General features: G+C 74.7%; 26 protein-coding genes. 16 read left to right on the top strand and 10 right to left on the bottom strand.

Features of this window, described 5'->3' with window-relative positions:
* The first annotated feature begins 42 nt into the window (after window positions 1-42).
* From ACIQVI_RS22475 to ACIQVI_RS22455, 5 genes are all read left to right on the top strand, one after another.
* Window positions 43-243: a hypothetical protein gene (locus ACIQVI_RS22475; RefSeq protein WP_403598519.1), complete on the top strand. Its 201-nt coding sequence runs from the start codon at window positions 43-45 to the stop codon at window positions 241-243.
* Between the two features lie 2 nt (window positions 244-245).
* Entirely contained in the window at window positions 246-785 is a 540-nt protein-coding gene (locus ACIQVI_RS22470; RefSeq protein WP_403598516.1) for a DUF6879 family protein, read from the top strand.
* Window positions 782-1,621, top strand: a complete 840-nt coding sequence (locus ACIQVI_RS22465; RefSeq protein ID WP_403598513.1) for a helix-turn-helix domain-containing protein — start codon at window positions 782-784, stop codon at window positions 1,619-1,621. The genes ACIQVI_RS22470 and ACIQVI_RS22465 overlap by 4 nt, the downstream gene beginning before the upstream one ends.
* A gap of 86 nt (window positions 1,622-1,707) precedes the next feature.
* Window positions 1,708-1,896, top strand: a complete 189-nt coding sequence (locus ACIQVI_RS22460) for a hypothetical protein (RefSeq protein ID WP_403598510.1) — start codon at window positions 1,708-1,710, stop codon at window positions 1,894-1,896.
* Complete coding sequence (locus ACIQVI_RS22455; protein WP_403598507.1) at window positions 1,893-2,141, top strand: hypothetical protein; 249 nt, start codon at window positions 1,893-1,895, stop codon at window positions 2,139-2,141. The genes ACIQVI_RS22460 and ACIQVI_RS22455 overlap by 4 nt, the downstream gene beginning before the upstream one ends.
* Before the next feature lie 360 nt (window positions 2,142-2,501).
* Here the strand turns inward: ACIQVI_RS22455 and ACIQVI_RS22450 are convergent, their stop codons facing one another.
* Both ACIQVI_RS22450 and ACIQVI_RS22445 read right to left on the bottom strand, forming a co-directional pair.
* The gene (locus ACIQVI_RS22450; protein ID WP_403598505.1) at window positions 2,502-3,374 is read right to left on the bottom strand and encodes an undecaprenyl-diphosphate phosphatase; all 873 of its coding nucleotides are present in this window, start codon (window positions 3,372-3,374) and stop codon (window positions 2,502-2,504) included.
* A gap of 139 nt (window positions 3,375-3,513) precedes the next feature.
* Window positions 3,514-4,269 (bottom strand): TVP38/TMEM64 family protein, encoded by a 756-nt coding sequence (locus ACIQVI_RS22445; protein ID WP_403598502.1) that lies wholly within the window; start codon window positions 4,267-4,269, stop codon window positions 3,514-3,516.
* 97 nt (window positions 4,270-4,366) lie between these two features.
* Here ACIQVI_RS22445 and ACIQVI_RS22440 point away from each other — a divergent pair, with 97 nt between their 5' ends.
* The 3 genes from ACIQVI_RS22440 to ACIQVI_RS22430 all read left to right on the top strand — a co-directional run bounded on the left by ACIQVI_RS22440 (window position 4,367) and on the right by ACIQVI_RS22430 (window position 6,978).
* Window positions 4,367-5,215 (top strand): DNA alkylation repair protein, encoded by an 849-nt coding sequence (locus ACIQVI_RS22440; protein WP_403598499.1) that lies wholly within the window; start codon window positions 4,367-4,369, stop codon window positions 5,213-5,215.
* Window positions 5,212-6,066 carry a patatin-like phospholipase family protein gene (locus ACIQVI_RS22435; RefSeq protein ID WP_403598496.1) on the top strand — a complete coding sequence of 285 codons (855 nt, stop codon included), beginning with the start codon at window positions 5,212-5,214 and terminating at the stop codon, window positions 6,064-6,066. The genes ACIQVI_RS22440 and ACIQVI_RS22435 overlap by 4 nt, the downstream gene beginning before the upstream one ends.
* Before the next feature lie 66 nt (window positions 6,067-6,132).
* Entirely contained in the window at window positions 6,133-6,978 is an 846-nt protein-coding gene (locus ACIQVI_RS22430) for a spermidine synthase (protein ID WP_403598493.1), read from the top strand.
* Here ACIQVI_RS22430 and ACIQVI_RS22425 read toward each other — a convergent pair.
* A complete protein-coding gene (locus tag ACIQVI_RS22425; RefSeq protein ID WP_403598490.1) occupies window positions 6,940-8,328 on the bottom strand; it encodes an MFS transporter in 1,389 nt (462 codons plus the stop codon). The two genes, ACIQVI_RS22430 and ACIQVI_RS22425, sit on opposite strands and share 39 nt — an antisense overlap.
* Before the next feature lie 279 nt (window positions 8,329-8,607).
* Window positions 8,608-9,753, bottom strand: a complete 1,146-nt coding sequence (locus ACIQVI_RS22420; protein WP_403598487.1) for a hypothetical protein — start codon at window positions 9,751-9,753, stop codon at window positions 8,608-8,610.
* Window positions 9,754-9,886: 133 nt separating this feature from the next.
* On the opposite strand from ACIQVI_RS22420, the gene ACIQVI_RS22415 reads away from it, so the two are divergent.
* Window positions 9,887-10,324: a DUF4442 domain-containing protein gene (locus ACIQVI_RS22415; RefSeq protein WP_053649067.1), complete on the top strand. Its 438-nt coding sequence runs from the start codon at window positions 9,887-9,889 to the stop codon at window positions 10,322-10,324.
* Between the two features lie 255 nt (window positions 10,325-10,579).
* On the top strand, window positions 10,580-11,245 hold the full coding sequence (locus ACIQVI_RS22410; RefSeq protein ID WP_403598484.1) for a DedA family protein: 666 nt from the start codon (window positions 10,580-10,582) through the stop codon (window positions 11,243-11,245).
* 102 nt (window positions 11,246-11,347) lie between these two features.
* Here ACIQVI_RS22410 and ACIQVI_RS22405 read toward each other — a convergent pair whose 3' ends face one another.
* Window positions 11,348-11,875, bottom strand: coding sequence for a gamma carbonic anhydrase family protein (locus ACIQVI_RS22405; RefSeq protein ID WP_121833323.1), 528 nt, complete (start codon window positions 11,873-11,875; stop codon window positions 11,348-11,350).
* A gap of 135 nt (window positions 11,876-12,010) precedes the next feature.
* Here ACIQVI_RS22405 and ACIQVI_RS22400 point away from each other — a divergent pair, with 135 nt between their 5' ends.
* Both ACIQVI_RS22400 and ACIQVI_RS22395 read left to right on the top strand, forming a co-directional pair.
* The gene (locus tag ACIQVI_RS22400) at window positions 12,011-12,769 is read left to right on the top strand and encodes an acyltransferase (protein ID WP_351971142.1); all 759 of its coding nucleotides are present in this window, start codon (window positions 12,011-12,013) and stop codon (window positions 12,767-12,769) included.
* 162 nt (window positions 12,770-12,931) lie between these two features.
* Complete coding sequence (locus tag ACIQVI_RS22395; protein WP_403598480.1) at window positions 12,932-13,495, top strand: YbaK/EbsC family protein; 564 nt, start codon at window positions 12,932-12,934, stop codon at window positions 13,493-13,495.
* A gap of 6 nt (window positions 13,496-13,501) precedes the next feature.
* On the opposite strand, the gene ACIQVI_RS22390 is transcribed toward ACIQVI_RS22395, so the two are convergent.
* On the bottom strand, window positions 13,502-13,945 hold the full coding sequence (locus ACIQVI_RS22390) for a CoA-binding protein (RefSeq protein WP_403598477.1): 444 nt from the start codon (window positions 13,943-13,945) through the stop codon (window positions 13,502-13,504).
* A gap of 125 nt (window positions 13,946-14,070) precedes the next feature.
* Here ACIQVI_RS22390 and ACIQVI_RS22385 point away from each other — a divergent pair, with 125 nt between their 5' ends.
* The 3 genes from ACIQVI_RS22385 (at window position 14,071) to ACIQVI_RS22375 (ending at window position 19,032) form a co-directional block, all read left to right on the top strand.
* Window positions 14,071-14,697: a YigZ family protein gene (locus tag ACIQVI_RS22385; RefSeq protein WP_351971145.1), complete on the top strand. Its 627-nt coding sequence runs from the start codon at window positions 14,071-14,073 to the stop codon at window positions 14,695-14,697.
* Between the two features lie 115 nt (window positions 14,698-14,812).
* Window positions 14,813-15,991 carry an exonuclease SbcCD subunit D gene (locus ACIQVI_RS22380; protein WP_403598474.1) on the top strand — a complete coding sequence of 393 codons (1,179 nt, stop codon included), beginning with the start codon at window positions 14,813-14,815 and terminating at the stop codon, window positions 15,989-15,991.
* The gene (locus tag ACIQVI_RS22375) at window positions 15,988-19,032 is read left to right on the top strand and encodes an AAA family ATPase (RefSeq protein ID WP_403598471.1); all 3,045 of its coding nucleotides are present in this window, start codon (window positions 15,988-15,990) and stop codon (window positions 19,030-19,032) included. Before ACIQVI_RS22380 ends, ACIQVI_RS22375 begins: the two co-directional genes overlap by 4 nt.
* On the opposite strand, the gene ACIQVI_RS22370 is transcribed toward ACIQVI_RS22375, so the two are convergent.
* The 3 genes from ACIQVI_RS22370 to ACIQVI_RS22360 all read right to left on the bottom strand — a co-directional run bounded on the left by ACIQVI_RS22370 (window position 19,022) and on the right by ACIQVI_RS22360 (window position 21,872).
* The gene (locus ACIQVI_RS22370) at window positions 19,022-19,471 is read right to left on the bottom strand and encodes an Lrp/AsnC family transcriptional regulator (RefSeq protein WP_351971148.1); all 450 of its coding nucleotides are present in this window, start codon (window positions 19,469-19,471) and stop codon (window positions 19,022-19,024) included. The two genes, ACIQVI_RS22375 and ACIQVI_RS22370, sit on opposite strands and share 11 nt — an antisense overlap.
* A gap of 150 nt (window positions 19,472-19,621) precedes the next feature.
* Window positions 19,622-21,325, bottom strand: a complete 1,704-nt coding sequence (locus ACIQVI_RS22365; protein WP_351971149.1) for a DUF885 domain-containing protein — start codon at window positions 21,323-21,325, stop codon at window positions 19,622-19,624.
* 49 nt (window positions 21,326-21,374) lie between these two features.
* Window positions 21,375-21,872 carry an Lrp/AsnC family transcriptional regulator gene (locus ACIQVI_RS22360; RefSeq protein ID WP_053649087.1) on the bottom strand — a complete coding sequence of 166 codons (498 nt, stop codon included), beginning with the start codon at window positions 21,870-21,872 and terminating at the stop codon, window positions 21,375-21,377.
* A 59-nt stretch (window positions 21,873-21,931) separates the two neighbouring features.
* Here ACIQVI_RS22360 and ACIQVI_RS22355 point away from each other — a divergent pair, with 59 nt between their 5' ends.
* Entirely contained in the window at window positions 21,932-23,149 is a 1,218-nt protein-coding gene (locus ACIQVI_RS22355; RefSeq protein ID WP_403598466.1) for a trans-sulfuration enzyme family protein, read from the top strand.
* Here ACIQVI_RS22355 and ACIQVI_RS22350 read toward each other — a convergent pair.
* Complete coding sequence (locus tag ACIQVI_RS22350) at window positions 23,070-24,494, bottom strand: GNAT family N-acetyltransferase (RefSeq protein ID WP_403598777.1); 1,425 nt, start codon at window positions 24,492-24,494, stop codon at window positions 23,070-23,072. The two genes, ACIQVI_RS22355 and ACIQVI_RS22350, sit on opposite strands and share 80 nt — an antisense overlap.
* Between the last annotated feature and the right edge of the window lie 43 nt (window positions 24,495-24,537).

Here is a 24,537-nt window from a genome sequence, read left to right as displayed (position 1 = left end):
CCGACCATGCTGGGGCTCCACCCGACGAGGACGGAGCCCGCCATGACGCTCAGGTTCATCGGCACCACCAGCGAGCACGGCAACTGCCCCACCCTGTACGAGGTCGTCGAGACCGGCGACCTCGTCGTCCAGGGCGACGAGATCGACACCGAGCAGCGGGCCCAGCTCCGTGACCTCGGTGTCGCCGAGACCGCCGTTGTCATCCCCCGCGCGCTCCTCACCCGCTTCGCCCCCAAGGAGTAACCGTGCCCCCGCTGATCCCCTTCGAGGAGGTCACCCACCTGTTCGCCGAGTTCCAGCACACCGCGTTCAGGCTGGAGACCCGCCGCGGCTACGCCACCGATCGGGACGGCGCCCGCTTCCAGGCGTTCATGCGCGGCGTCGCCCCGGTCTCGGAGCCGAACCATCCGTGGAACGTGAACGTGCGCGAGAAGGCCCGGCAGGGCGCATGTTTTTCCCGGGTCCGGATCATCGACGAGCCGCCCACGGACGGGCAGCGGTTCCTCATGGCGACCGCCGCCGGGAACGTCGCGGCCGGCGAGGACATTCGCGTCCTGGCCCGCGCTGCGGCCGAGGGCCTCGGGGTTGACCTGGCCCACGACTTCTGGCTCTTCGACTCCCGGGTCCTCGTCCGGATGCACATCGACGACACGGACACCACGGTCGGCGTCGAACTCGTCGAGGACCAGGCACCGGTTCTCGCCGCGTGCCGGGCGCGCGATGCGGCGCAGGCCGCCGCCGTGCCTACTGCCGAGGCCTGGGCGGCGGTACGGTCCACGGCGTGACCGACCCCGACAGCAGCCGGGAAGCCCTCGGCGCGCGGCTCCGCGAGCTCCGCGCCGAGACCGGCCTGACCGGCAAGGAGTTCGCCGTACGGATCGGCTGGCAGGAGTCGAAGGTCTCCCGGCTCCAGTCCGGCAGGCAGAAGCCCAGCCCGGAGGACCTCACCGAATGGGCCGCGGCCGCCGACCGGCCGGACGTCCTCGACGAGCTCCTCGCCCGCCTCCGGGGAGTGGAGTCCCAGCCGGCGCACTGGCGCCGCCAGCTCGCCGCCGGCCACGCACCCGTCCAGGACCGGTACGTCGTCGAGTACCGGCGTACGACTACGGCCCGCGGCTACGAGACCAGCGTCATCCCGGGCCTCTTCCAGACCGCGGACTACGCCCGCCACCTCCTCACCCAGAACGCCAAACTGATGTGCTCACCCCGGGACACCGAGGCCGCCGTGCAGTCCCGAATGCGCCGTCAGGAAGTGCTCTACGAGCCCGAGCGTCTGTTCCGCGTCCTGATCTGGGAGGCTGCTCTCTACGCCCAGGTGGGTACCGCCGACACGATGACCGGTCAGCTCGACCGGCTCGTCGGTCTCATCGGCATGTCGACCGTCGACCTCGGCATCGTCCCCCTCCGCGCGCCCATGCCGCTCACCCCCAAGCACGGCTTCTGGATCTTCGACGAACAGCGGGTCGTCGTCGAGACCATCAACACCGAGCTCCAGTACGACAGCCCGGACGACGTCGCCCTCTACCTCCGGGTCTGGGACCAGCTCTCCGCGCACGCCGCCCGCGAGCTCCGGGCGCAGCGCCTCATCGGCCGCATCCGCGCCGCGATTGCGCGGACCTGAGCAACCCCGTGAAACCCTCGGACGGGCCTGTGCAATACGGCGCAATTGTCCACCAGCCATGAAATGTCACGGCCTACGGTCGGCTCATGGCGACGCGAACTCGCAGGCCACGCGCCTGTACGTACTGCCCCGAGCCCAACGCCGACGTGTGCGTCCAGGTCCAGCCGCCCGCAGCGGGATCGGCCCACATCTTCGCCCACCGGAAGTGCGCGCAGGAGCGCGGTGTCACCTGGTGGTACGCGATCGTCGACGAGCCGACGCAGGCCCCGCGGTGACGCCGGACACGGTCCTGCGCCACGCCCTGTGGACCATCGGCCCCGATCCCGACCGCACCTTGCCGATCCTGTACACCGCGTGCAAGGACTGCCCGGGGCAGTCGCCCGCGACCACCGACCGGGCGGCCTCCGATCTGTGGGCTCTGGAGCACGCCGGCCGGACCGGACACCGCCGGTACCGCGAGTGCGTGTCCGTCGACCTGTACGCCCGACCCGTGAACGAGACCGGAGGCACCACGCCATGACCGCCCAGGACGGCACCCGCCGCTGTGACGACTGCGGACACCCGATCACGGGCCGAGTCCGGGCCGTGCCGACGTTCTCGACGAGCGGTGCCCGGCCGGACGCGACCTATCACGCCGACAAGTCCGAGTGCGGCACGTTGACACCGGGTGCGCCCACAGGGTCACCCATCGGCCCGGTGTCCTGATCTCCTGCTCGCCCGTGGTCACGGCGGGCCACGGCCGGTGTCCGCACCGGCCTGCCGCCGACGCCCGCGTCAAAGGGGGCGACGAGGTGGAGCACCAGGATGAATCGACGTGGCGGAGCCAGGTCGCCCGCCTGCGCTAAGGCTCACGCGGTGGCTGGCCGGCTTCGACAACCCGCTACCCGGCCGACTCGCCCGCGTGCGGGCTCAGGACGTCTGTGCCGACCAGGACGAAGAGCAGGATGCCGAGCAGGATCCGGTAGATCACGAAGGGCATGAAGCTCTTGGTGGTGATGAAACGCATGAACCATGCGATGACGGCGTATCCCACCACGAAGGCGACGATCGTCGCGAAGATCGTCGGGCCCCAGGAGACGTGTCCCTCGCCCGCGTCCTTCAGTTCGTACGCGCCCGAGGCGAGGACCGCCGGGATCGCGAGGAGGAAGGAGTAGCGGGCCGCCGACTCGCGGGTGTAGCCCATGAGGAGGCCGCCGGAGATCGTCGCACCCGAGCGCGAGACGCCGGGGATCAGGGCCATCGCCTGGCAGACGCCGTAGATCAGGCCGTCCCGCACGCCGAGGTCCTTGAGCGTCTTGCGCTCGCGGATCGCCCGGTGGCGGCCGCCGATCTCGTCCCGGGCGGCCAGCCGGTCCGCGACGCCGAGCACGACGCCCATGACGATCAGGGTGGTGGCGATGAGCCGCAGGTCCCGGAAGGGGCCCTCGATCTGGTCCTTGAGCGTGATGCCGAGGACGCCGATCGGGATCGAGCCGACGATCACCAGCCAGCCCATCTGGGCGTCGTGGTCGGACCGCATCGACTTGTCGGTGAGGGAACGGAACCAGGCCGAGACGATCCGCGCGATGTCCTTGCGGAAGTAGATCAGGACCGCCGTCTCCGTACCGATCTGGGTGATCGCGGTGAACGCCGCCCCCGGGTCGTGCCAGCCCGCGAACGCCGCCGTGAGGCGCAGGTGCGCGCTGGAGGAGGTGGGGAGGAACTCCGTCAGCCCCTGGACGAGTCCCAGGATGAACGATTCGAACCAACTCATGGGGCCAGGGCCGTCCCGTTTTGTACGTGTGTGGTCAGAAGGTCGTGCGCAGCGTACCGCTCCGAGGTGAAGAAACCCCTGACGGAGCATGTACGCGAAGTAGCGCCCGCCCCACGTGCCGGGACGTCGTCGGCGGGCCTCAGCGGGCGCTGCCCACCAGTTCCGGTTCGGGCGTGTCGTCCCGTACGGGGGCCGGGGCCCGCAGCCCGTGCCGCTTGCGCCAGGCCACCACCGCGGCGCCGAGTCCCGACAGGACGATGAAGCCCGCCGAGAAGAGGAAGGCCGGCGAATCCGGCGACCCGGCCTGGGCGCCCGCCACCACGTACGCCGCCGTGTTCGGGACCGTGCCGATCCCGGTCGCCAGGAGGAACGGCACGTACTTCATCCGGGAGACCGCCGCGCAGTAGTTGGCCGCCGCGAACGGCACCCCGGGGAACAGCCGGATCGCCAGCATCGAGCGGAACCCGTGCCGGCTCAGCTGCCCGTCCGCCGCCGTGAGGAGACGGCCCCGCAGCAGTGGCCGCAGCGCGTCCTGGCCCAGACAGCGGCCGAGGGTGAACGAGATCCCGGCGCCGAGCACCGTCCCCGCGACCGCCCCCGTCAGACCGGCGGCCGAGCCGAAGAGCGCGCCCGCCGCCAGGTTCAGGACGGGGCGCGGCACGAAGGCCGCCGTGCACACCCCGTACGCCAGGGCGAAGAGCAGCACCGCGCCCGCGCCGCTCGTCCGCGGCGGCCAGCCCGAGGCCAGCAGGCGCTGCGGCTCGTAGAGCACCACGAGGGTGGCCGCCGTGAGCAGCAGCAGCGCGAGCAGCGAGAGCCGCGAGCGGGGGGCGAGGAGGGCCCGGGAGCAGCGGACGGCGAGGGAGCCCGGCAGCCGGGGCACGGGAGCGAGCATTCGGGGAGAGTAACGGACGCGGGTGTAGGAGCGCCGTAATGTGCGTCATGTCCGTCCGGACCGGGTTCCGGAACACGACGGGAGGGAGAGGGCCCCGATGACGACCGACCCCGCGTCCGGGGGAGCCCCGGCCGAGAGGCACCCGAGGACCGCTCCGGTGCCCGGGGGAGCCCCGGCCCCGAGGCCTCCGGCGACCGGTCCCGTGCCCGGCGGAGTTCCCGACAGCGCTCTCGCCGACACCGTCCTCGCACGGCTCGCCGTCGTCTACCCGGCCGCCGGGAACCCCTTCCGGGCGCAGGAGATGGTCGCGTACATGAAGGGCGTCGCGCCCTTCCTCGGGGTGCGGACGCCCGAGCGGCGGGCCCTGTCCCGGACCGTCCTCGACGGCACCCCGCGCCCCGACGAGGACGACTGCGCCGCGATCGCCCTGCGCTGCTTCGCGCTGCCCGAGCGCGAGTACCACTACTTCGCCGTCGACTACCTCCGCCGCCACGTGCGGCGCTGCTCCTCCGGCTTCCTGCCCGTCGCCCGCCGCCTCGTCACCACCGTCTCCTGGTGGGACACGGTCGACCACCTCGCCGCCCACGTCGTCGGCGGCCTGGTCGCCGCCGACCCCGCCCTGGCCCCCGAGATGGACGTCTGGATCGAGGACGAGGACCTGTGGGTCGCGCGCACCGCCCTCCTCCACCAACTCCGCTTCAAGGGGGACACCGATGCGGACCGCCTCTTCGCCCACTGCCTGCGCCGCGCCGACCACCCCGACTTCTTCGTCCGCAAGGCGATCGGCTGGAGCCTGCGCGAGTACGCCAAGACCACCCCCGCCGAGGTCCGCGCCTTCGTCGCCGCCCACGGGTCCCGGCTCTCCCCGCTCTCCGTGCGGGAGGCCCTCAAGAACCTCACCCCGCCCCCCGGCCACCCCAACCACCGCGCCAGAATGGGGACATGACACGGGAGACGCAGAAGCGGACGGCACTGGTACTGGGCGCGGGCGGCATGGTCGGGGCCGCCTGGGAGACCGGAGTGCTGCGGGGACTCCTCGACGCCGGGCTCGACGTGACCGGGGCCGACCTCGTCGTCGGCAGCTCCGCCGGAGCGGTCGTCGGGGCGCGGCTCGGCGCGCTCGGCCCCGACGCGCTGTACGAGCGGGAGCTCGGCGACGAGGACGCGGAACCGGCCGCGCGGCTCGGCGTCCCCGTGCTCCTCCGGTACGCCGTCGCCGTCCTGCGGTCCCGCACCCCGGAGGAGTACGGACGCAGGCTCGGCCGACTGGCCCTCGGCGCCCGCACGGCGGACGGGGCGGTCCGCCGCGAGACCGTGGTCCGGCGGCTCGGACCGGCCACGGAGTGGCCCGCCCGCCCGCTGCTCGTCACCGCCGTCGACGCCGCCACCGGCGAGCTCGTCGCGTACGACGCCGACGCGGGCGTCCCCCTGGCCGACGCCGTCACCGCGAGCTGCGCCGTCCCCGGCCTCCAGCCCCCGGCCACCGTCGGCGGACGCCGTCTGATCGACGGCGGCGTGCACTCCACGGCCAACGCCCACCTCGCCGCCGGGTACGAGAGGGTCGTGGTCGTCGCCCCCGACGGACGCGGCAGCAAGACGATTCCCTCGCCGGACCGGCAGGGCGCCGACCTCGCCGCCGCGGGGGCCCGCGTCGAGGTGATCACCCCCGACGCCGCGTCCCGCGCGGCCTTCGGACGCAACGCGCTCGACCCCGCCCACCGGGCCGCCGCGGCCCGCGCCGGACGCGCCCAGGCCGCCCGCCACGCGGAGGCCGTCGCCGCCGTCTGGAACGGCTGACCCCGCGATCGGCGGGTGCCAAGCCCCGCCCCGCACCGGCCCGTCCCGCCCCGTCACAATGGAGGCGTGAACGAGCACATCCCCGTCGTCCGCGAGGTCGACCAGGGCACCGCGCGCCTCATGCCCGACGTCGACCGGGAGCGGGCCTGGCTCCTGACGGTCGACGGCGCGCCCCAGTCGTACGTGGACCTGGACGACCCGGCACACCTGGAGTTCGAGTACGCGCGACGGCTCGCCCACGTCGTCGACGGCGCGGCCGGCGAGGGCGAACCGCTGGACGTCCTGCACCTCGGCGGCGGGGCGCTCTCCCTGCCCCGGTACGTCGCCGTCACCCGGCCCGGCTCGCGCCAGGACGTCGTGGAGGCGGACCGCAGCCTGCTCGCCCTGGTCGCGGAGCACCTGCCGCTGCCCGGGGGCTCCGGGATCGCCGTGCACGGCGCGGACGCCCGGCGCTGGCTGGAGGCGGCCCCCGCCGCCTCGGCCGACCTGATCGTCGGCGACGTCTTCGGCGGCTCGCGCGTGCCCGCCCACCTCACCTCCGTCGAGTACGCGCGCGAGGTCGGGCGCGTCCTGCGGCCCGGCGGCGTCTACGCGGCCAACCTGGCCGACGGCGCCCCCTTCGCCTTCCTCCGCTCCCAGCTCGCCACCTTCGCCACCGTCTTCCCCGAGCTCGCGCTCGTCGCCGAACCGGCCGTCCTGCGCGGCCGCCGCTTCGGGAACGCCGTCCTGGTCGCCTCCGCCCGCGCGCTCGACACCGCCCGCCTCACACGCCGGGCCGCGGCGGACGCCTTCCCCGCGCGCGTGGAGCACGGCGACGCGCTCGCCCGGTTCACCGGGGACGCGGAACCGGTCGGGGACGCCGGGGCCGTACCGTCACCCGTTCCCCCGGACGGGGCTTTCGGCATCGGCTGAGCGGGGGCTCGGGACGGCCGGGAGTTCCTTCCCGGTGGGCCCGGTGGGCCCGGTGGGCTCGGTGGACCCGGTCGGCGCGTGCGGGCGCCGGGTCAGGTTGCGTACGTCCGGGACCAGCAGGACGAGGGCGGTGACGAGCACCATCAGCGCCGCCGCGCCCCACAGCGCCCCGCTCCGGCCGAACGCGCCCTCCGCCGGGCCCGTGAGCGCCGTCGTCAGCGGCAGCAGGGCCGTCGAGCCGAACCAGTCGTAGGCGGAGACCCGGGACAGCTTCTCCTCGGGGATCTCCTGGTGCATCGTCGTCATCCACGAGACGCCGAACACCTCGATCGCCACGCCGCTCACGAACATCGCGGCCGTCAGACCGCCCGCGGGCAGCGGCACCGCGAGCGCCGCCGAGGGCAGCGCGATCGGGAAGACGCACAGCGTCCCGACGAACAGCATCCGGCGCGGTTTCCACCGGGTCATCAGGACGGCGCCCGCGACCGTCCCCGCGCCGAACGCGGCGAGCGCGAAGCCCCAGGGGCGCGCGCCGCCCAGCTCCTCCCGGGCGACCAGCGGCCCGTACACCGCCTCGACCGCGCCGATCAGGCCCACCACCACGGAGAACTGGGCGACGATCGACCACAGCCAGGGGCGGCCGGTGAACTCCTGCCAGCCCTCGCGCAGGTCGGCGAAGAGCCCTCCGCCGGGAGCGCGCTCGGGGACGCCCTTCACGTCGAGGAAGGCGCGCATCCCGCCCGCGACGGCGAAGGCGACGGCGTCGACCACCAGGACCCAGCCCGGCCCGACGAACGCGACGAGCGCGCCGCCGAGCGCGGCACCGCCGATGGAGGCGCCGTGCATCGCCATCCGGAAGACGGCGAACGCCCGGCTCGCCTGCTCCCCGCTGACGGTGGCCATGAGCATTCCCTCGGCCGCCGGGTTGAAGAAGGCCTGGCCGGTGCCGCAGAGCGCGGTGAGCACCATCATCTGCCAGATCCGGGCCTCGCCGGAGAGGACGAGGGCGGCGAAGACGGCCTGCGAGACGCAGTTGAGGACGTTGGCGGCGACCATCACCCGGTGCCGGGGCAGCCGGTCGGCGACGGCGCCGCCGACGAGCAGGAAGAGGACGAGCGGCAGGAAGCGCGCCATCGCCACGAGACCCACGTCGCCCGCGTCGCCGCCGGAGTCGAAGACCGCCCAGGTGGTGGCGATCAGGGCGCCGTGCGTGCCGAGGTTGGTCACGACCGTGGCGGCGGTCAGCAGGAGGTAGTTGCGCCCGGCCCACTCGGGCCGGCGGGAGCGGGCCGGAGCGGGGGCGGGGGAGTCGGGCGAGGGGGAGTCGGGGGAGCCGGCGGGTGATGTCACCCCGGGACTATCCCCGGCACCCGCCCGAAGTGCCAAACCGATATTCGGACAGGTGGTGGCGTTGGGCAGGGCGTGGCGCCGGGCCGGGCGTGTTACCGGGTGGGGCATGACGTCGGGTCGGCCGTGCCACCGGACAGGCCCGTGACACCGGCCGGGTGGTCCACTGGCCCACCTGGCCCACCTGGCCCGGCGGTCCACCCGGCCTACCGGCCCATCCAGTCCACCCGGCCGACAGGCCCCGGCGGTCAGAGGTCCCGGACCGTCACGAGCCCCGGACCGTCACGAGTCCTCCGCGAGGCGGACCGTGGAGAGGATCTGCCGGATCGTGGCGTCCGGCAGCTCGTCCGCGACGCCGTCCGCCGCGTTGAGGACCCAGGTCGAGAAGTCGTTCTGCGCGTTCTTGAAGGTGAAGGCGATCGCCTTGCCGTCCGACTCGCACTTGTTGCGCTTCTTGACGCCCGGCGCCGTGGCCGTCGACATGCTGCCGGTGAGGCCGGACTTCGTCGTGTACGGCACGGCCTTGGTGATCTTGATGGTCTTCTGCGGCATGTGCTGCGCGTAGCCGCCCCACACCCACGTGCCGGCCTCGTTGTACGCGGCCTCGCCCGTGCTCTTGGCGCCCTGGCCGCCCTTGGTGCCGGCCGACGCCAGGCTCCAGGACTCCTCGCTGCCGTCCTTGTTCGTGTCGTAGGTGCACCACTTGCTCTTGAGGTGCGTGGGCCCCGACATCGTGACGAGCGGGCTGCCGTCACCCTTCTTCTCGTCCTCCAGGAAGCTGATCGTCCCGGGCTTCGAGACGTCCCACTCCGGCGGCACGTCGAAGAGGGTGCCGTACTTCGGGTTGTAGACGACCTTCCAGCCGGGGATCGTCGGCTGCCGCGCGGCGTCGTCGCGCGGGTTGTCGAGCTCGGACGACCGGCTCGGCTCGGGCGCCGGGATCGCCGACGGGTCCGCGGGGGCGGTCGCGGTCGCGGACGGCTTCGGGTCGGCGGCGGCCGGGTCCTTGTCGTCGTCCTTGTTCAGCACCAGGAAACCGGTGACGCCGGCCGCGACGACCACGGCGGTCGCCGCGACGATCACCACGGCGGTCGTCCTCTTCTTCCCGCCGGGCCCGCCGGGACCACCGACACCGCCCGGCCCGCCCGGCTGCCCCGGACCCGGGACCGCGTACTGCTGCGGCACGGTCGGCTGCTGGTACGGGTTCGGCTGTCCCGGCTGCGGGCCGTACCCCGGCTGCGGGTACCCCGGCGGGGCCGGCGGCTGCTGTCCGTACCCCGGCTGCGTCGGCGGCTGCTGCGGGTACCCGGGCTGGGCCTGCGGCTGCTGGTACGGGTTCGGCTGCTGGTACCCCGGCTGCTGGTACGGGTTCTGACTCTGGTCCTGCGGGTTCTGCTCGCCCCCGGGCGGCTGCTGTCCTGGCCACATGGCCAGTAACCATAGAGGTGCGGAGGCCGTCCGACCACGCCCGCCCCCGCTCCCGGGAGACCGCGACGGACGCGCGGGGGATGGCCAAGACATCTACCCGTGAGTAACATCGGGTTCCATGAGCGCAGACCAGATGACCGTCGGCGAGATGCTCGCCGCGACGGTGCCCATGGCCGGGACCCTGAACCTGGAGTTCCTGGAGACCACCGCCGAGCGCGCCGTCGTGCGCCTGCCGGACCAGCCCGCCTACCACAACCACGTCGGCGGCCCCCACGCCGGAGCGATGTTCACCCTGGCCGAGTCCGCCAGCGGCGCCATCGTGCTCGCCGCCTTCGGCGACCAGCTGAGCCGCGCGGTTCCGCTCGCCGTCAGGGCCGAGATCGGCTACAAGAAGCTGGCCATGGGCGTCGTCACGGCCACCGCCACCCTGGGCCGCCCCGCCGCCGAGGTCGTCGCCGAGCTCGACGCCGGACAGCGCCCGGAGTTCCCGGTGCGGATCGACATCACCCGCGAGGACGGTGCCGTGACCGGCGAGATGACCGTCGTCTGGACCCTGCGCCCGAACGCCTGACCCGGCCCGGAACGCCGCGCCCCCGCCCCCGTACCCCTTCCGGTGCGGGGGCGGACGCGTTCCCGGCGCCCGCCACGAGGCCGGAAGCGGGCCGGAAGCGGGCCGGGGGCGGAGGCCGGCCCCGCCCCCGGCGTCCAGGTCCGCCCTCCCCGACCCGGTAGGCTGCCCCGGCGTGCCCGCCGAGGCGCACGCCGGCGCCGCGCCCCCGACCACGGGCGGGGCGCGACAGGGGAGCCGAAACGGGAGGAAGCCGCGTTGCACGTCCAGGAGTGGCTGGAGACGATCCCCCCGATCGCCGTCTACCTCCTCGTGGGGGTGGTGATCGGCCTCGAGAGCCTGGGCATCCCGCTGCCCGGCGAGATCGTCCTCGTCAGCTCGGCGCTGCTCGCCTCGCAGCACGGCGACATCAATCCGTACGTGCTCGGCGCCTGCGCCACCGTCGGCGCGATCGTCGGGGACTCGATCGGCTACGCCATCGGCCGCAAGGGCGGCCGGCCCCTGCTCGCCCGGCTGGGGAAGAAGTTCCCGAAGCACTTCAGCGAGGCCAACATCGGACTCGCGGAGAGCTCCTTCCAGAAGTGGGGCATGTGGGCGGTCTTCTTCGGCCGCTTCGTCGCCCTCCTGCGCATCTTCGCCGGTCCGCTCGCGGGCGTGCTGCACATGCCGTACTGGAAGTTCCTCGTCGCCAACGTCTTCGGCGGAATCCTCTGGGCCGGCGGCACCACGGCCGTCGTCTACTCGGTCGGCGTCGTCGCCGAGGCGTGGCTGAAGCGCTTCTCCTGGCTCGGCCTCGTCCTGGCCGTCCTGATCGGCCTCACCTCGATGCTCGTCATCAGGAACCGCGCCAAGAAGGCGGCCGCCGAGCGGGCCTCCGCCGCCCCCGCCGCCGAGGCGAAGCCGGAGCCGGTCCTGGCGGACTGAGCCCGTCCCGTACGGCTCCGGCCCGTACGGCGAGGAGGGCGGCACCCCGGCCGGGTGCCGCCCTCCGCCTCTTCCTCTTCCCGGCGCCCGGTTTCCCGGCGCTCAGTCCCCGAAGGCCTCTGCGTGGCCCTTGGCGAGGTGCAGGTACATCTCGGCGTTGAGCCGGATGCCCGCCCGCTCCTCCTCGGTCAGCGGGCGGCGCACCTTCGCCGGGACGCCCGCGACCAGCGAGCCCGGCGGGACCTCCATGCCCTGCGGGACGAGCGCCTGGGCGGCGACCAGCGACCCGGCGCCGATCCGGGCCCCGTTGAGGACCGTGGCGCCCATGCCGACGAGCACGTCGTCCTCGATGACGCAGCCGTGCACGGTGGCGTTGTGGCCGACGGTCACCCGGTCCCCGATCGAGACGGGGAAGCCGGGGTCGACGTGGACCGTGCAGTTGTCCTGGACGTTGGAGTCCTCGCCGATCTCGATCGGGCCGCAGTCCGCCCGCAGCACCGCGTGGTACCAGACGCTCGCGCGGGCGCCGAGGGTGACCTCGCCGAGGACCACCGAGGTCGGGGCGGTGAAGGCCGTCGGGTCGATCCGCGGCTCCTTGCCGCCCACGCCCTTGATCAACGCCTCTGTCATGGTTCTTCGCTCCTGATCGTCAGCGGTCGTGTCGCGCCCGGGGGTGCCCCCGTGCCGCACCCTATGCCGTGCTCATGACGGACATCACAGCGCACGGCGGTGATCGGGCGCGACGGCGCCGACTACCGTGGCCGGGTGCCCAGGAACAGAAACACGTTCTCGTCCCTCGCCGCCCGGCGGCGCCGGATCGTCGCGCACGCCCTCCAGGGAGCCTGGCGCTGGGTGCAGCAGGCCGGCTCCGTCACCGCCGAGCACCAGGGGCGGCTGCGCTTCCGCCGGCTCGGCGAGGGCACCCGGCTCGCCTTCCCGCAGGGCACGGTCTTCGGCGAGCGGTGGATCGAGATCGGGGCGTGCTGCATCATCGCCGAGCAGGTCACGCTGACGGCCGGGATGCTGCCGGACCTCGACCTCGGCACGGAGACGGTCCTGGCCCTCGGCGACGGGGTCGTCCTCGGCCGGGGCAGCCACGTCATCGCCGACGCGAAGGTGACGATCGGCTCGGACACGTACTGCGGCCCGTACGTCTACATCACCTCGACGAACCACAGCTACGACGACCCGGACGAGCCGGTCGGCCGCCAGTGGCCCCGCTCGGCGCCGGTCTCCATCGGCCCCGGCTGCTGGCTCGGCACGGGCGCGGTGGTCCTGCCCGGCGCGCGCCTCGGCCGGAACGTGGTCGTCGCGGCGGGCGCGGTGGTGCGCGGCGAGGTCCCCGACCACTCGGTCGTGGCCGGCGCCCCGGCGCGGGTGGTCCGCAGCTGGGACCCGGAGAAGGGCTGGCAGCCCCCGCTCCGCACCCCCGCCCCCGTCCCGATCCCGGAGGACGTCACCCCCGAGCAGCTCGCGGCGCTCGCGGCGTGGGAGGTCGAGCAGGCGGGCACGGCGGCGTCCTGACGGACGGACGGGCCTGTTCGTACACCCCCGCCGGTACGGACGGACGGCCCCCGTACGTACGCCTCCGCCGGTACGTACGGACGCCCCCGCAGGCGCACGCCCCCCGCCCGTACTCCGAGACGGCGCCCCGCCCGTCCGGGGCCGGTTGTTAGCGTGGCGGACATGCGCGCACCCATCGGAGACTTCGCCGACGCCCGGCCCGCCCCGGACAGCCTCGACCTCCTGACCGGACCCGTCGCCGACGCCGTCCGGGCCTGGACCGGTCCCGTCCCGGCCGACCAGGTGCTGTACGTCGACACCGACCCGGCCATCGCGGACACCGCCGTCTTCGTCGAGCACCACGGCGCCGACCTCCTCGACGCCTCCGCGAACTGCGTGGTCGTGGCGGCCCGGCGGGGCGGCGACACGACCCTCGCCGCCTGCGTCGTCGGCTCCGCCACCCGCGTCGACGTCAACGGGGTGGTGCGCCGTCACCTCGGCGCCCGCAAGGCCTCGTTCGCCCCGATGGACGCGGCCACCGGCGGGACCGGCATGGAGTACGGCGGGATCACTCCCGTCGGCCTCCCCGCCGCCTGGCCGCTCCTCGTGGACGCCGCCGTGGTCGACATGCCCTGGGTCCTCGTCGGCAGCGGCCGCCGCCGGGGCAAGCTCATCCTCCCCGGCAAGGCCCTCGGACAGCTCCCCGGCGCGGTCGTCCTGGAGGGCCTCGGCGTCCCCGCCGCCTGACCCCGCTCAGCCCAGGCGCGGAATCTCGATCGCGGGGCAGCGGTCCATCACCATCTCCAGGCCCGCTTCACGCGTCCGCGCGAAGGCGGCCTCGTCGATCACGTCCAGCTGGAACCAGACCGCCTTCGCGCCGATCGCCACCGCCTCGTCGGCGATCCCGCCCGCCAGCTCGCTGTTGACGAAGACGTCGACGACGTCGACCGGGAAGGGGACGTCCGCGAGGGACGCGTAGCCCGGCTCGCCGTGGACCGTCTCCGCCTTCGGGTGGACGGGGACGATCCGCTTGCCGAAGCGCTGGAGGACGGCCGCGACCCCGTAGGCCGCCCGCGCCCGGTTGTTCGAGAGGCCGACCACCGCCCAGGTGTCGCCCGTGGACGTCAGGATCCGCCGCACCGCCTCCGCGGCGGAGTACTCGGCGGGGCCGGTGGTGGTCGTGCTGTCGGCGCTCATCGTCTCTGCTGCCTCTCCTCGGCGCGGTCCGTCTCCCGGGAGAACGAGCCGCGCCCACCCCTGATTCCCGCCGCCCCGGCCGGCCGCCGGGAAGCGCCGGGCCGCACGGAACGTAGGCTGGCCGGATGCAGGAGCAGTACCGCACCCCGGCCCGCGAGGGCGTGCACGAGACCGAGATCAACCGCTCGCGCTTCCTCTGCGCGCTCGCGCCCGTCGCCGACGAGCAGGAGGCGCAGGAGTTCGTGGCGAGGATCCGCCGCGAGCACCCCACGGCGACCCACAACTGCTTCGCGTACGTCATCGGCGCCGACGCCTCCGTGCAGAAGGCCAGCGACGACGGCGAACCGGGCGGCACGGCCGGCGTCCCCATGCTCCAGATGCTGCTGCGCCGCGAGACGCGGTACGTCGTCGCCGTCGTCACCCGCTACTACGGCGGCGTGAAGCTCGGCGCGGGCGGTCTGATCCGCGCGTACGGAGGAGTGGTCGGCGAGGCGCTCGACGCGCTCGGCACCGTGACCCGGCAGCGCTTCCGGCTGGTCACCGTCACCGTCGACCACCAGCGGGCGGGCAAGCTGGAGAACGACCTGCGGGCGACCGGCCGCGCCGTCCGGGACGTGCGGTACGCCGACGCCGTCACGATCGAGATCGGCCTCCCGGACGCCGACGTCACCGCCTTCCGCGCCTGGCTCGCCGACGCCACGGCGGGCACGGCCACGTGCGAACTCGGCGGCGAGGCGTACGGAGAGGTGTGACGCGCGGCCCCGGTGCCCGTCACCGGGACGGCCGCGCCCACGCCCCCGCTCGGGATAGCGTGGTGGACGCACACGAACGGGAACCGGGCGGGACCGGTGGGGGAGGGACGGCGACGTGAGGCTCCTGCACACCTCGGACTGGCACCTCGGCCGGTCCTTCCACCGCGTCGGGCTCCTCGGCGCCCAGGCCGCCTTCCTCGACCACCTCGTCGCCACCGTCCGCGAGCGGCGGATCGACGCCGTCCTCGTCGCCGGGGACGTCTACGACCGGGCCGTGCCCCCGCTGCCCGCCGTCGAGCTCTTCGACACCGCCCTGCACCGGCTCGCCGAGGCCGGGGTCCCCACCCTCATGATCTCCGGCAACCACGACTCGGCCCGCCGCCTCGGCGTCGGCGCCGGACTCATCGAACGGGCCGGCATCCACCTCCGCACCGACCCCGACGGCATCGGCACCCCCGTCGTCCTCACCGACGCCCACGGCGACGTCGCCCTCTACGGCCTGCCCTACCTCGAACCCGCCCTCGTCCGCGAGCGGCTCGGCGCCGGGAAGGCCGGTCACGAGGCCGTGCTCGCCGCCGCCATGGACCGGGTCCGCGCCGACCTCGCCGGCCGGCCCGCCGGGACCCGCTCCGTCGTCGTCGCCCACGCCTTCGTCGCCGGCGGCGCGCCCAGCGACAGCGAGCGGGACATCACCGTCGGCGGCGTCTCCGCCGTCCCCGCCGGGATCTTCGACGGCGTCGACTACGTCGCCCTCGGCCACCTCCACGGCAGCCAGACCCTCACCCCCCGGGTCCGCTACTCCGGCTCCCCCCTCGCGTACTCCTTCTCCGAGGCCGGCCACCGCAAGACCATGTGGCTCGTCGACCTCGGCCCGGCGGGCCCCGACGGCGCCGTCCTGGACGCCGAGCGCCTCGACTGCCCCGTCCCGCGCCCCCTCGCCCGGCTCCGGGGCCGGCTCGACGACCTCCTCGCCGACCCCGCGCACGCCCGCCACGAAGGATCCTGGGTCGAGGCCACCCTCACCGACCCCGTCCGGCCCGCCGACCCCATGAACCGGCTTGCGGAACGCTTCCCGCACACCCTGAACCTGGTCTTCGACCCCGAGCGGACCGAGGACGACTCCGGCGCCTCCTACGCCCGGCGGCTCCGGGACCGCAGCGACCAGCAGATCGCGGAGGACTTCGTGGCCCACGTGCGCGGCGGCGCGGCGCTCGACGGAGCGGAACGGGCCGTCCTGTACGGCGCCTTCGACGACGTACGCGTCGACACGGCCGCGCGCGAGGTGGACCGGTGAGGCTGCACCGCCTGGAGATCACCGCCTTCGGCCCCTTCGGCGCCACCCAGACCGTCGACTTCGACGCCCTGTCCTCCGCCGGGCTGTTCCTGCTCCACGGGCCGACCGGCGCGGGCAAGACCTCCGTCCTCGACGCCGTCTGCTTCGCCCTGTACGGAAGCGTGCCCGGCGTCCGCCAGACCCCCGGCGCCTCCCTGCGCAGCGACCACGCCCCCGTCGGCACGTACACCGAGGTCCTCCTCGAACTGACCGTGGGGGACCGGCGGCTGGAGATCACCCGCCGCCCGGCCCAGCAGCGGCCCAAGAAGCGCGGCGGCGGCTTCACCACCGAGAAGGCCCAGACCTGGCTGCGCGAGTACGACCCCGCCACCGGCGCCTGGAACGGCCTCAGCCGCTCCCACCAGGAGATCGGCGAGGAGATCACCCAGCTCCTCGGCATGAGCCGCGAGCAGTTCTGCCAGGTCGTCCTCCTGCCGCAGGGCGACTTCGCCCGCTTCCTGCGCGCCGACGCCGAGGCCCGGGGCAGGCTCCTCGGCCGCCTCTTCGACACCCGCCGCTTCGCCGCCGTCGAGGAACGCCTGGCCGACCTGCGGCGGGTGGCCGAACAGCGGGTGCGGGAGGGGGACGAGCGGCTGCTCGCCCTCGCCCACCGGATGGCCCAGGCCGCCGGCGGACTCGACGCGGCCCGCACCCCGGTCGAGGGCCGGCCCGGCGAACCCGGACTCGCCGCGTCCGTCCTCACCTGGGCCGCCGTCGCCCGCACCGAGGCGCGTGAGGCCCTCGACGTCGCGGACGCCCGGCTCGCCGCCGCCGAGCTCCGGCGGACCGGAGCGCGCGCCGCCCTCGACGCCGAGCGCGACCTCGCCGGTCGCCAGGCCCGCCACGCCGACGCCCTCCTGCGCCGCGAGCGGATCGCCGGGCGGGCCCCCGAGCGCGACCGCCTCCGGGCCGCCCTCGACCGGAGCCTCCGGGCCGACCGGGTCGCCCCCGCCCTGGCCCTGCGCCGGGACGCCGAACGCGAGCAGGCCACCGCCCTGGCCGCCCTCGCCCGCTCCCGCGACCGGCTGCCGCCCGACCTCGCCGACGCCGGGACCGCCCAGCTCTCCGCCCTGGGGGACCGGCTGCGCGAGGAGCTCGGCGGCCTCGAAGCGGCCCGCCGCGCCGAGCACCGCGCCGCCGTTCTCACCGAGGAACGGGCCGTACTGGCACGGGAGGCGCGCGCCGACGAGGACGTCCTGCGGGACGCGGCCGACTGGCTCGCCGGCTGGGAGCCGCGCCGCGCCCGGCTCACCGGGCATGCCGAGGCCGCCCGGGACGCCGTCGCCCGCGTCGAACACCTCTCCGGACGCCTGGAGCCCGCCCGCCGCAGGCTCGCCGCCGCCCGCCGCCGCGATGCCCTCGCCCGGGGCGCCGAAGCCGCCGAGAGCCGCCTCGCGCAGGCCCGCGAGCGGCGGAACGACGCCCACGAGACCTGGCTCGACGTCAAGTCCCGCCGCCTGGAGGGCATCGCCGCCGAACTCGCGGAGGCCCTGGAGGCGGGCGCCCCCTGCCAGGTCTGCGGCTCCACCGCCCACCCGGCCCCCGCCCGCACCACCGCCGGCCACGTCGACCGCGCCGCCGAGGACGCCGCCTACGCGGCCTACGCCGACGCGGAGGAGGCCCGTACGGCCGTCGAGCGCGAGCTGGCCGTCACCCGCGAGTCCTGGACGGCGGCCCGCGCGGAGGTCCGGACCGGACCGGCCGACGACCCGGCCGCCGCAGACCCCACCGTCGAGGAACTGGCCGGTGAGGTCGAGGAGTTGACCCGGCTCCACGCCGACGCCCACGCGCTCGCCGGACAGGCGCACGCCGCCCGCCAGGCGCTCGCGGGGGCCGAGCGGGAGCACGAGGAGCGGGTGGCGGCGCAGCGGGAGGCCGAGCGGCGGGCCGCCGCCCGGACCTCGCGGCGCGAGACGCTGGAACGGGAACGGGCCGCGCTCGACGAGGAGATCGCCCGGGGACGCGGCGCGTTCGCCACCGTGGCCGAACACGCCGACCGGCTGGAGCGGCGGATCGCCCTCCTCGCCGACGCCGCCGGCACCGTGCGCTCCGCCGAACTCGCCGACCGGCGCCTCAAGGAGGCCGACGCCCTCCTCGCCGACGCCGCCTACAAGGAGGGCTTCGCCACCCCCGACGAGGCCGCCGACGCGTTCCTGGCCGAGGGGGCGCGCCGCGACCTCCAGGACCGCCTGGACGCCTGGCAGGCCGAGGAGGCCGTCGTCGCGGACCGGCTCGCCGAACCGGACACCGCGGCCGCCGCCGCGCTTCCGCCCGCCGACCCCGCCGCCGCCGAGGCCGCCCACACGGCGGCCGAACGCGCCCTGCGCGAGGCCGACTCCGCCCTCGCCGCCGCCCGCGAACGGGTCGCGGACCTCGCCGGACTCTCCCGGCAGGCCACCGCCGAGGTCCACCGCCTGGGGCCGCTCCGCGAGGAGTACGAGCGGGTGGCCCGCCTCGCCGCCCTCACCGCCGGCACCTCCGCCGAGAACGAGCGCCGGATGCGCCTGGAGTCGTACGTCCTGGCCGCCCGGCTCGAACAGGTCGCGGCCGCCGCGACCGCCCGCCTCCTGCGGATGTCCTCGGGCCGCTACACCCTCGTCCACTCCGACGCCCGCTCCGGCGCCAAGCGGGCCGGGCTCGGCCTGCACGTCGTCGACGCCTGGACCGGCAACGAGCGCGACACGGCCACGCTCTCCGGCGGCGAGACCTTCTTCGCCTCCCTCGCCCTCGCCCTCGGCCTCGCCGACGTGGTCACGGACGAGGCGGGCGGCGTCCGGCTCGACACCCTCTTCATCGACGAGGGCTTCGGCAGCCTCGACGAGCAGACCCTCGACGAGGTCCTCGACGTCCTCGACTCGCTGCGCGAGCGGGACCGCAGCGTCGGCATCGTCAGCCACGTCGGCGACCTGCGCCGCCGGATCCCGGCCCAGCTGGAGGTCGTCAAGGCCCGGCACGGCTCGGCGGTGCGGCTGAGCACCGGCGGGGACGCGCTCAGCGGCTGAGGGAACGCCGGGGCAGCGGCGAGGAGTAGACGACGCTGGTCGTCACCGAGCCGAGCCCGGCGATCTTCCCGGTGATCGTCTCCAGGTCCCTCATGGAGCGCGCCGCGACCTTGAGGACGAAACAGTCGTCCCCGGTGACGTGGTGCGCCTCCAGGACCTCCGGCGTGGTGTCGAGCAGGTCGTGGAACGGCTTGTAGTTGCCGTGCGGATAGCGCAGCCGCACGAAGGCCAGGATGGGGAGCCCGAGCCGGTCCTGGTCGACGAGCGCCGTGTACCCGGTGATCACTCCGGCCTCCTCCAGGCGCCGCACCCGGTCGGTCACCGCGGACGGCGACATCGACACGGCGCGCGCGAGTTCGGCGAAGCTGGCGCGGCCCTCGGACTGGAGGGCCGCGAGGATGCGCCAGTCGGTGGCGTCCGGGGTGTAAGCGGTGGTCATGGGGGAGGGATAGCAGGGGAATCCCCGCCGATCAAGCGAGGTCCCCCGCCGGTCAGGGGAGGTCTCCGGCCGAGCAGGGGAGATCCCCGGCCGGTCAAGGGGGCTCCCCGGCCGGTCGGGCGAACGGCCGGGGGGTTCCCCGCCCCGTGCTCAGAGCCGCGAGATCTCGTCCACCAGGTCGTCCAGGCCGAGCGGCCCCTGCGAGAGGGCCGCCATGTGCCAGGCCTTCGCGTCGAACGCCTCGCCGTGCGCCGCCCGGGCGTTGGCGCGGCCGATCAGCCAGGCGCGCTCGCCCAGCTTGTAGCCGATCGCCTGGCCCGGCACCGACAGGTAGCGGGTCATCTCGCTCTCCACGAAGGCCGGCGGGCGGCTGCTGTGCAGCTGAAAGAACTCCTGGGCCAGCTCCGGGGTCCACCGCTCGCCCGGCCGGAAGGGGGAGTCCGCCGGGATCTCCAGGCCCAGGTGCATCCCGATGTCCACGATGACCCGGCACGCGCGCATCATCTGGGCGTCGAGGTAGCCGAGGCGCCGCTCCGCGTCGGGCAGGAAGCCGAGCTCGTCCATCAGCCGCTCCGCGTACAGCGCCCAGCCCTCCATGTTGGCGCTGACCTTGCCGATGGTCGCCTGGTAGCGGGAGAGCCGGTCGGCGACGTGCACCCACTGCGCGGTCTGGAGGTGGTGGCCCGGCACGCCCTCGTGGTACCAGGTCGACACCAGGTCGTACACCGGGAAGCGGGTCGTGCCGTCCACGGGCAGCCAGGTGCGGCCGGGGCGCGAGAAGTCCTCGGACGGGCCGGTGTAGTACGGCGCGGCGGCGCCGCCCGGCGGGGCGATCCGGGACTCCACCCGCCGCACCCGGTCGGCGAGTTCGAAGTGGGTGCCGTCGAGCGCCTCGATGGCCTCGTCCATGAGCCGCTGGAGCCAGGTCCGCACCTCGTCGACGCCCTCGATGTGGGTGCCGTGCTCGTCCAGGTGGGCGAGCGCCTCCCAGGGGTCCGCGCCGGGCAGGATCCGCTCGGCCTCGGTCCGCATCTCGCCCAGGAGCCGGTGGTACTCGGACCAGCCGTACGCGTAGGCCTGGTCGAGGTCCAGGTCGGTGCCGTTGAAGAAGCGGGACCAGCGGCGGTAGCGCTCGCGGCCCACCGTGTCCGGGGCGTCGGCGACGGCCGGGGCGTACACGTCCCGCATCCAGTCCCGCAGCGCGCCCACGGCCGCGGTGGCCTCCCCGCCCGCCGCCGCCAGTTCGCCGCGGAGCTTCTCGGGGAGCGTGCCGGGCCCGGCGGCGGCGAACTCCTCGAACCAGCCGGGCCGTCCGTCCTCCCCGCCCGCCCACTCGGTGAGCTGTCCGACGAAGGTGGCGGTGGGGCGGGGGCCCGCGAACAGCTTGCGCTCCAGGCCCAGGGCGAGCGAGGAGCGGTAGCCCTCCAGGGCGGCCGGCACCGCGCGCAGCCGGGCCGCCACCGCCGTCCAGTCCTCCTCGGTCTCCGTCGGCATCACGGTGAAGGCGATGCGGACGCTGTGCGCGGGCGAGCGCATGTTGCTGACGGTACAGAGGCCCTCCTCGGCCTCGTGCACGGCCAGTTCCGCCGTCAGGCGCTCCCGCAGCAGCCGGGCGCACCGCCGCTCGGCGTCGCCGTCGGCCCCCGGCGTCCGCTCGGCCGCGTCGAGCCGGGCGAGCGTGCGGCGGGCGAGGTCGGCCACGGCCCGCTGACCGGCGGGCGAGAAGTCGGGCAGCAGTCCGGCGCTCTCCCTGACGCCCAGATACGTACCGACGATCGGGTCGAGGGCGATGAGTGCGTCGACGTGGTCGTCGGCGACCTGGCGGGGCAGCGGGCTGCTGGAAATCTCTGGCATGGGGGCCATCCTGGCCTCTCCGGCGGGCCGCCGTCACCCTCGTCAGGCCTCAGACGGCTGACAAGGAGGGGCCCGCCGAAGGGGGCAGAAGCGGCCCGCACTCCCACTGCTGGAAGATCAGCCGGGTCTCCACCCGGGCCACCTCGCGGCGGGAGGTGAACTCGTCCAGGACGAGTCGTTGCAGGTCGGTGGGGTCCGCCACGGCGACGTGCACCAGATAGTCGTCGGGCCCGGTGAGGTGGAACAGTGCCCGGGACTCCGGCAGGGCCCGGATCCGGTCGACGAACGGACCGATCAGTTCCCGCCGGTGCGGGCGGACCTGGACGAGGAGGAGCGCTTCGAGCCCACGGCCGAGTTTGGCCGGATCCAGACGTAGTTGGTGTCCGAGGATCACGCCCGTGCGCCGTAGCCGGGCCACCCGGTCCAGGCAGGTCGAGGGAGCGACGCCGACCTCGGCGGCGAGCTCGCGGTAAGTGGTCCGGGCGTCGTTCTGCAGGAGGCGAAGAATGTGCAGATCGACCGGGTCCAGTACGACGGAATCGGCCATCCGCCGAACGTAGCACGGCGATTCCGCGCTACTTGCCGGTATCCGTTCACAGTGCCGCCATGGACGCCATGGATCTCGGCCCCTCGGCCACCCCGAGGGCCCTTGCCACCGAAGCCGTGCACGCGGGCCGCGAGGATCTCGCCGGGCTCGGACTGCACGCCCCGCCGATCGACCTGTCCACCACCTACCCCTCGTACGACGCCCGGGCCGAGGCCGCCCGGATCGACGAGTTCGCCACCACCGGCGCCCGGCTCGACGGCCCGCCCGTCTACGCCCGGCTCGACAACCCGACCGTCGCCCGCTTCGAGGAGGCCCTCGCCCGTCTGGAGGGCACCGAGGCGGCCGTCGCCTTCGCCAGCGGCATGGCGGCCCTGACCGCCGTCCTGCTGGCCCGGGCGAGCCAGGGCCTGCGGCACGTCGTCGCGGTCCGCCCGCTGTACGGGTGCAGCGACCACCTGCTCGACGCCGGACTGCTCGGCACCGAGGTGACCTGGACCGACCCGGCCGGCATCGCGGAGGCGATCCGGCCCGACACCGGCCTGGTCATGGTCGAGTCGCCCGCCAACCCCACCCTCGCCGAGGCCGACGTCCGGGCCCTCGCCCACTCCTGCGGCTCCGTGCCGCTCCTGGTCGACAACACCTTCGCCACCCCCGTCCTCCAGCGGCCGGTCGAGCAGGGCGCCCGGATCGTGCTGCACAGCGCGACCAAGTACCTGGGCGGCCACGGCGACGTCATGGGCGGGGTCGTCGCCTGCGACGAGGAGTTCGCCCGTACGCTCCGCCAGGTCCGCTTCGCCACCGGCGGGGTGCTCCACCCGCTCGCCGGCTACCTGCTGCTCCGCGGCCTCGCCACCCTGCCGGTCCGGGTGCGGGCGGCGTCCACGACGGCCGCCGAACTGGTCCGGCGGCTCGCCACCGACCCCCGGATCGCCCGCGTCCACTACCCGCGGATCGGCGGCGCGATGATCGCCTTCGAGGTGTACGGGGAGCCGCACGACGTGATCGCCGGGGTACGGCTCATCACCCCGGCGGTCAGTCTCGGCAGCGTCGACACCCTCATCCAGCACCCGGCCTCCATCAGCCACCGGATCGTGGCCGAGGGGGACCGGCGCTCGGCGGGCGTCAGCGACCGCCTGCTGCGGATGTCGGTCGGCCTGGAGGACGTCGAGGACATCTGGCGGGACCTGACCCAGGCACTCAGCGCTCCGCCGGCCGGGTCCCCTCGTGCCGCTGCGTCCGGGCACCGGGATGCCGTGCCGGGGCCAGCCGGGCGGTGATCACCAGGGTGCCCTCCTCGATCTGGTAGTCGAGGGGCAGGTTGAGCGCCCGCATCGCGGCCACCATCCCCGTGTTGGACGACTGGGTCACGGCGTACACGCTGTCGCAGCCGGCCTCCTCGGCCATCGCCACGAGCCGGCCGAGGAGCTCGCCGCCGATGCCGCGCCGCTGCCAGTCGTCCTCGACCATCAGCGCGACCTCCGTCTCGTCCCCGTCCCACAGCAGGTGGCCCAGGGCGACGAGCCGGCCGGAGGCGGTCCGCACGGCGAGGGTGCGCCCGAAGCGGGGGCTGAGCAGGTGATCGAGGTAGCGGTCGGCGTCGCCGACCGGACCGTGGTAGCGCAGGCCCAGAGTGCGGGCCGAGCAGCGGTCGTGCATGGCCCGCGCGGCCGCCAGGTCGCGCTGGTCGGCGCGGCGGACGGTGATCTCGTTGCCCTCGGGCAGGGTCAGCACGTCCCGGCCGCGCGGGAGGCGCGGGCCGAGCCGGGCGTCGAGCTCCACCAGGGCGCGCGCCCGGGCGAACTCGGTCGGGGTGAAGGGGAGGTAGGGGCGCTCGACGACGAGCGTGCCGCCGTGCGGGTCGCGCAGCCGCATCACGGTCTCCTCCAGGACCCCTTCGACCGGGGCCTGTTCGCCGGTGGGGCGCCCGGTGAGCGAGACGGCCGGCACGGAGTGGAGGGTGCAGCGGCCGAGGAGCTGGCGCAGCGCGAGCGGCAGTTCGGCCGCGTCGAGCGCCGTACGGGTGGCGAGCCCGAGGACCCGGGTCGGCGTGTCCACCAGGTCGTGGGCGTCGGCCCGCTCGGTCCAGGTGTCCCGGCCGCCGGCCGCCGCGACCTCGCGGGCCAGCTCCTGGGCGGAGAGGCCGGCGGGGGCGCGCAGCAGGAACTCGTCGACCGTGCCGTCCGCCAGCGGGTGGGTCTGGAGGGTGAGGATGTCCACGTCCAGGCGGGCGAGGACCGTGCACAGGGCGGCGAGGCTGCCCGGGGTGTCCGCGACGGTGGTCCGCATCCGCCACAGCGAGGTCCCGGCGGCCCGGCCGGACTCCTCGTCCGTCCCCGCGCCGGGCTCCGGCCGCGCCGCGGGGACGGCGGTGCGGCGCCCGCCGGGATCACCGGCGGGCGGGGCGTGGCTGGCATGACTGCGCCTCCGCGCCCACCAGGTGTGGAAGGTGGCGGTGGCGACCAGCGCGATCGCCGAGAACACCAGCAGGTAGGGGCCCTCCGGGCCCTTGGCGATGGTCTTGGCGATCGTGTCGGCCACCACCACGGCGGTGAACAGCGCGGCCAGCTCGATCAGGTCGTGCCGCCAGTGGTGCGGATGGCGGGCACTCTTCGAAGACGTCACATCGGTCATGACTTCACTGTGACCCAGTGGTGTTGCGTGATCA

Source organism: Streptomyces sp. NPDC098101, assembly GCF_044760185.1.
Classification (GTDB): Bacteria; Actinomycetota; Actinomycetes; order Streptomycetales; family Streptomycetaceae; genus Streptomyces.
Note: the sequence above shows the minus strand (reverse complement) of the source record. Positions and strands in the feature narration are given on the sequence as shown.

Excerpts from the sequence above, each read along its gene's own strand:
- ACIQVI_RS22390 (WP_403598477.1), bottom strand. The coding sequence starts at position 13,945 with ATGAGCGCCGACAGCACGACCACCACCGGCCCCGCCGAGTACTCCGCC.
- ACIQVI_RS22460 (WP_403598510.1), top strand. The coding sequence starts at position 1,708 with ATGGCGACGCGAACTCGCAGGCCACGCGCCTGTACGTACTGCCCCGAG.
- ACIQVI_RS22355 (WP_403598466.1), top strand. The coding sequence starts at position 21,932 with ATGGACGCCATGGATCTCGGCCCCTCGGCCACCCCGAGGGCCCTTGCC.
- ACIQVI_RS22360 (WP_053649087.1), bottom strand. The coding sequence starts at position 21,872 with ATGGCCGATTCCGTCGTACTGGACCCGGTCGATCTGCACATTCTTCGC.
- ACIQVI_RS22475 (WP_403598519.1), top strand. The coding sequence starts at position 43 with ATGACGCTCAGGTTCATCGGCACCACCAGCGAGCACGGCAACTGCCCC.
- ACIQVI_RS22365 (WP_351971149.1), bottom strand. The coding sequence starts at position 21,325 with ATGCCAGAGATTTCCAGCAGCCCGCTGCCCCGCCAGGTCGCCGACGAC.
- ACIQVI_RS22395 (WP_403598480.1), top strand. The coding sequence starts at position 12,932 with ATGCGCGCACCCATCGGAGACTTCGCCGACGCCCGGCCCGCCCCGGAC.
- ACIQVI_RS22440 (WP_403598499.1), top strand. The coding sequence starts at position 4,367 with ATGACGACCGACCCCGCGTCCGGGGGAGCCCCGGCCGAGAGGCACCCG.
- ACIQVI_RS22385 (WP_351971145.1), top strand. The coding sequence starts at position 14,071 with ATGCAGGAGCAGTACCGCACCCCGGCCCGCGAGGGCGTGCACGAGACC.
- ACIQVI_RS22445 (WP_403598502.1), bottom strand. The coding sequence starts at position 4,269 with ATGCTCGCTCCCGTGCCCCGGCTGCCGGGCTCCCTCGCCGTCCGCTGC.
- ACIQVI_RS22370 (WP_351971148.1), bottom strand. The coding sequence starts at position 19,471 with ATGACCACCGCTTACACCCCGGACGCCACCGACTGGCGCATCCTCGCG.
- ACIQVI_RS22450 (WP_403598505.1), bottom strand. The coding sequence starts at position 3,374 with ATGAGTTGGTTCGAATCGTTCATCCTGGGACTCGTCCAGGGGCTGACG.
- ACIQVI_RS22420 (WP_403598487.1), bottom strand. The coding sequence starts at position 9,753 with ATGTGGCCAGGACAGCAGCCGCCCGGGGGCGAGCAGAACCCGCAGGAC.
- ACIQVI_RS22415 (WP_053649067.1), top strand. The coding sequence starts at position 9,887 with ATGACCGTCGGCGAGATGCTCGCCGCGACGGTGCCCATGGCCGGGACC.
- ACIQVI_RS22405 (WP_121833323.1), bottom strand. The coding sequence starts at position 11,875 with ATGACAGAGGCGTTGATCAAGGGCGTGGGCGGCAAGGAGCCGCGGATC.
- ACIQVI_RS22435 (WP_403598496.1), top strand. The coding sequence starts at position 5,212 with ATGACACGGGAGACGCAGAAGCGGACGGCACTGGTACTGGGCGCGGGC.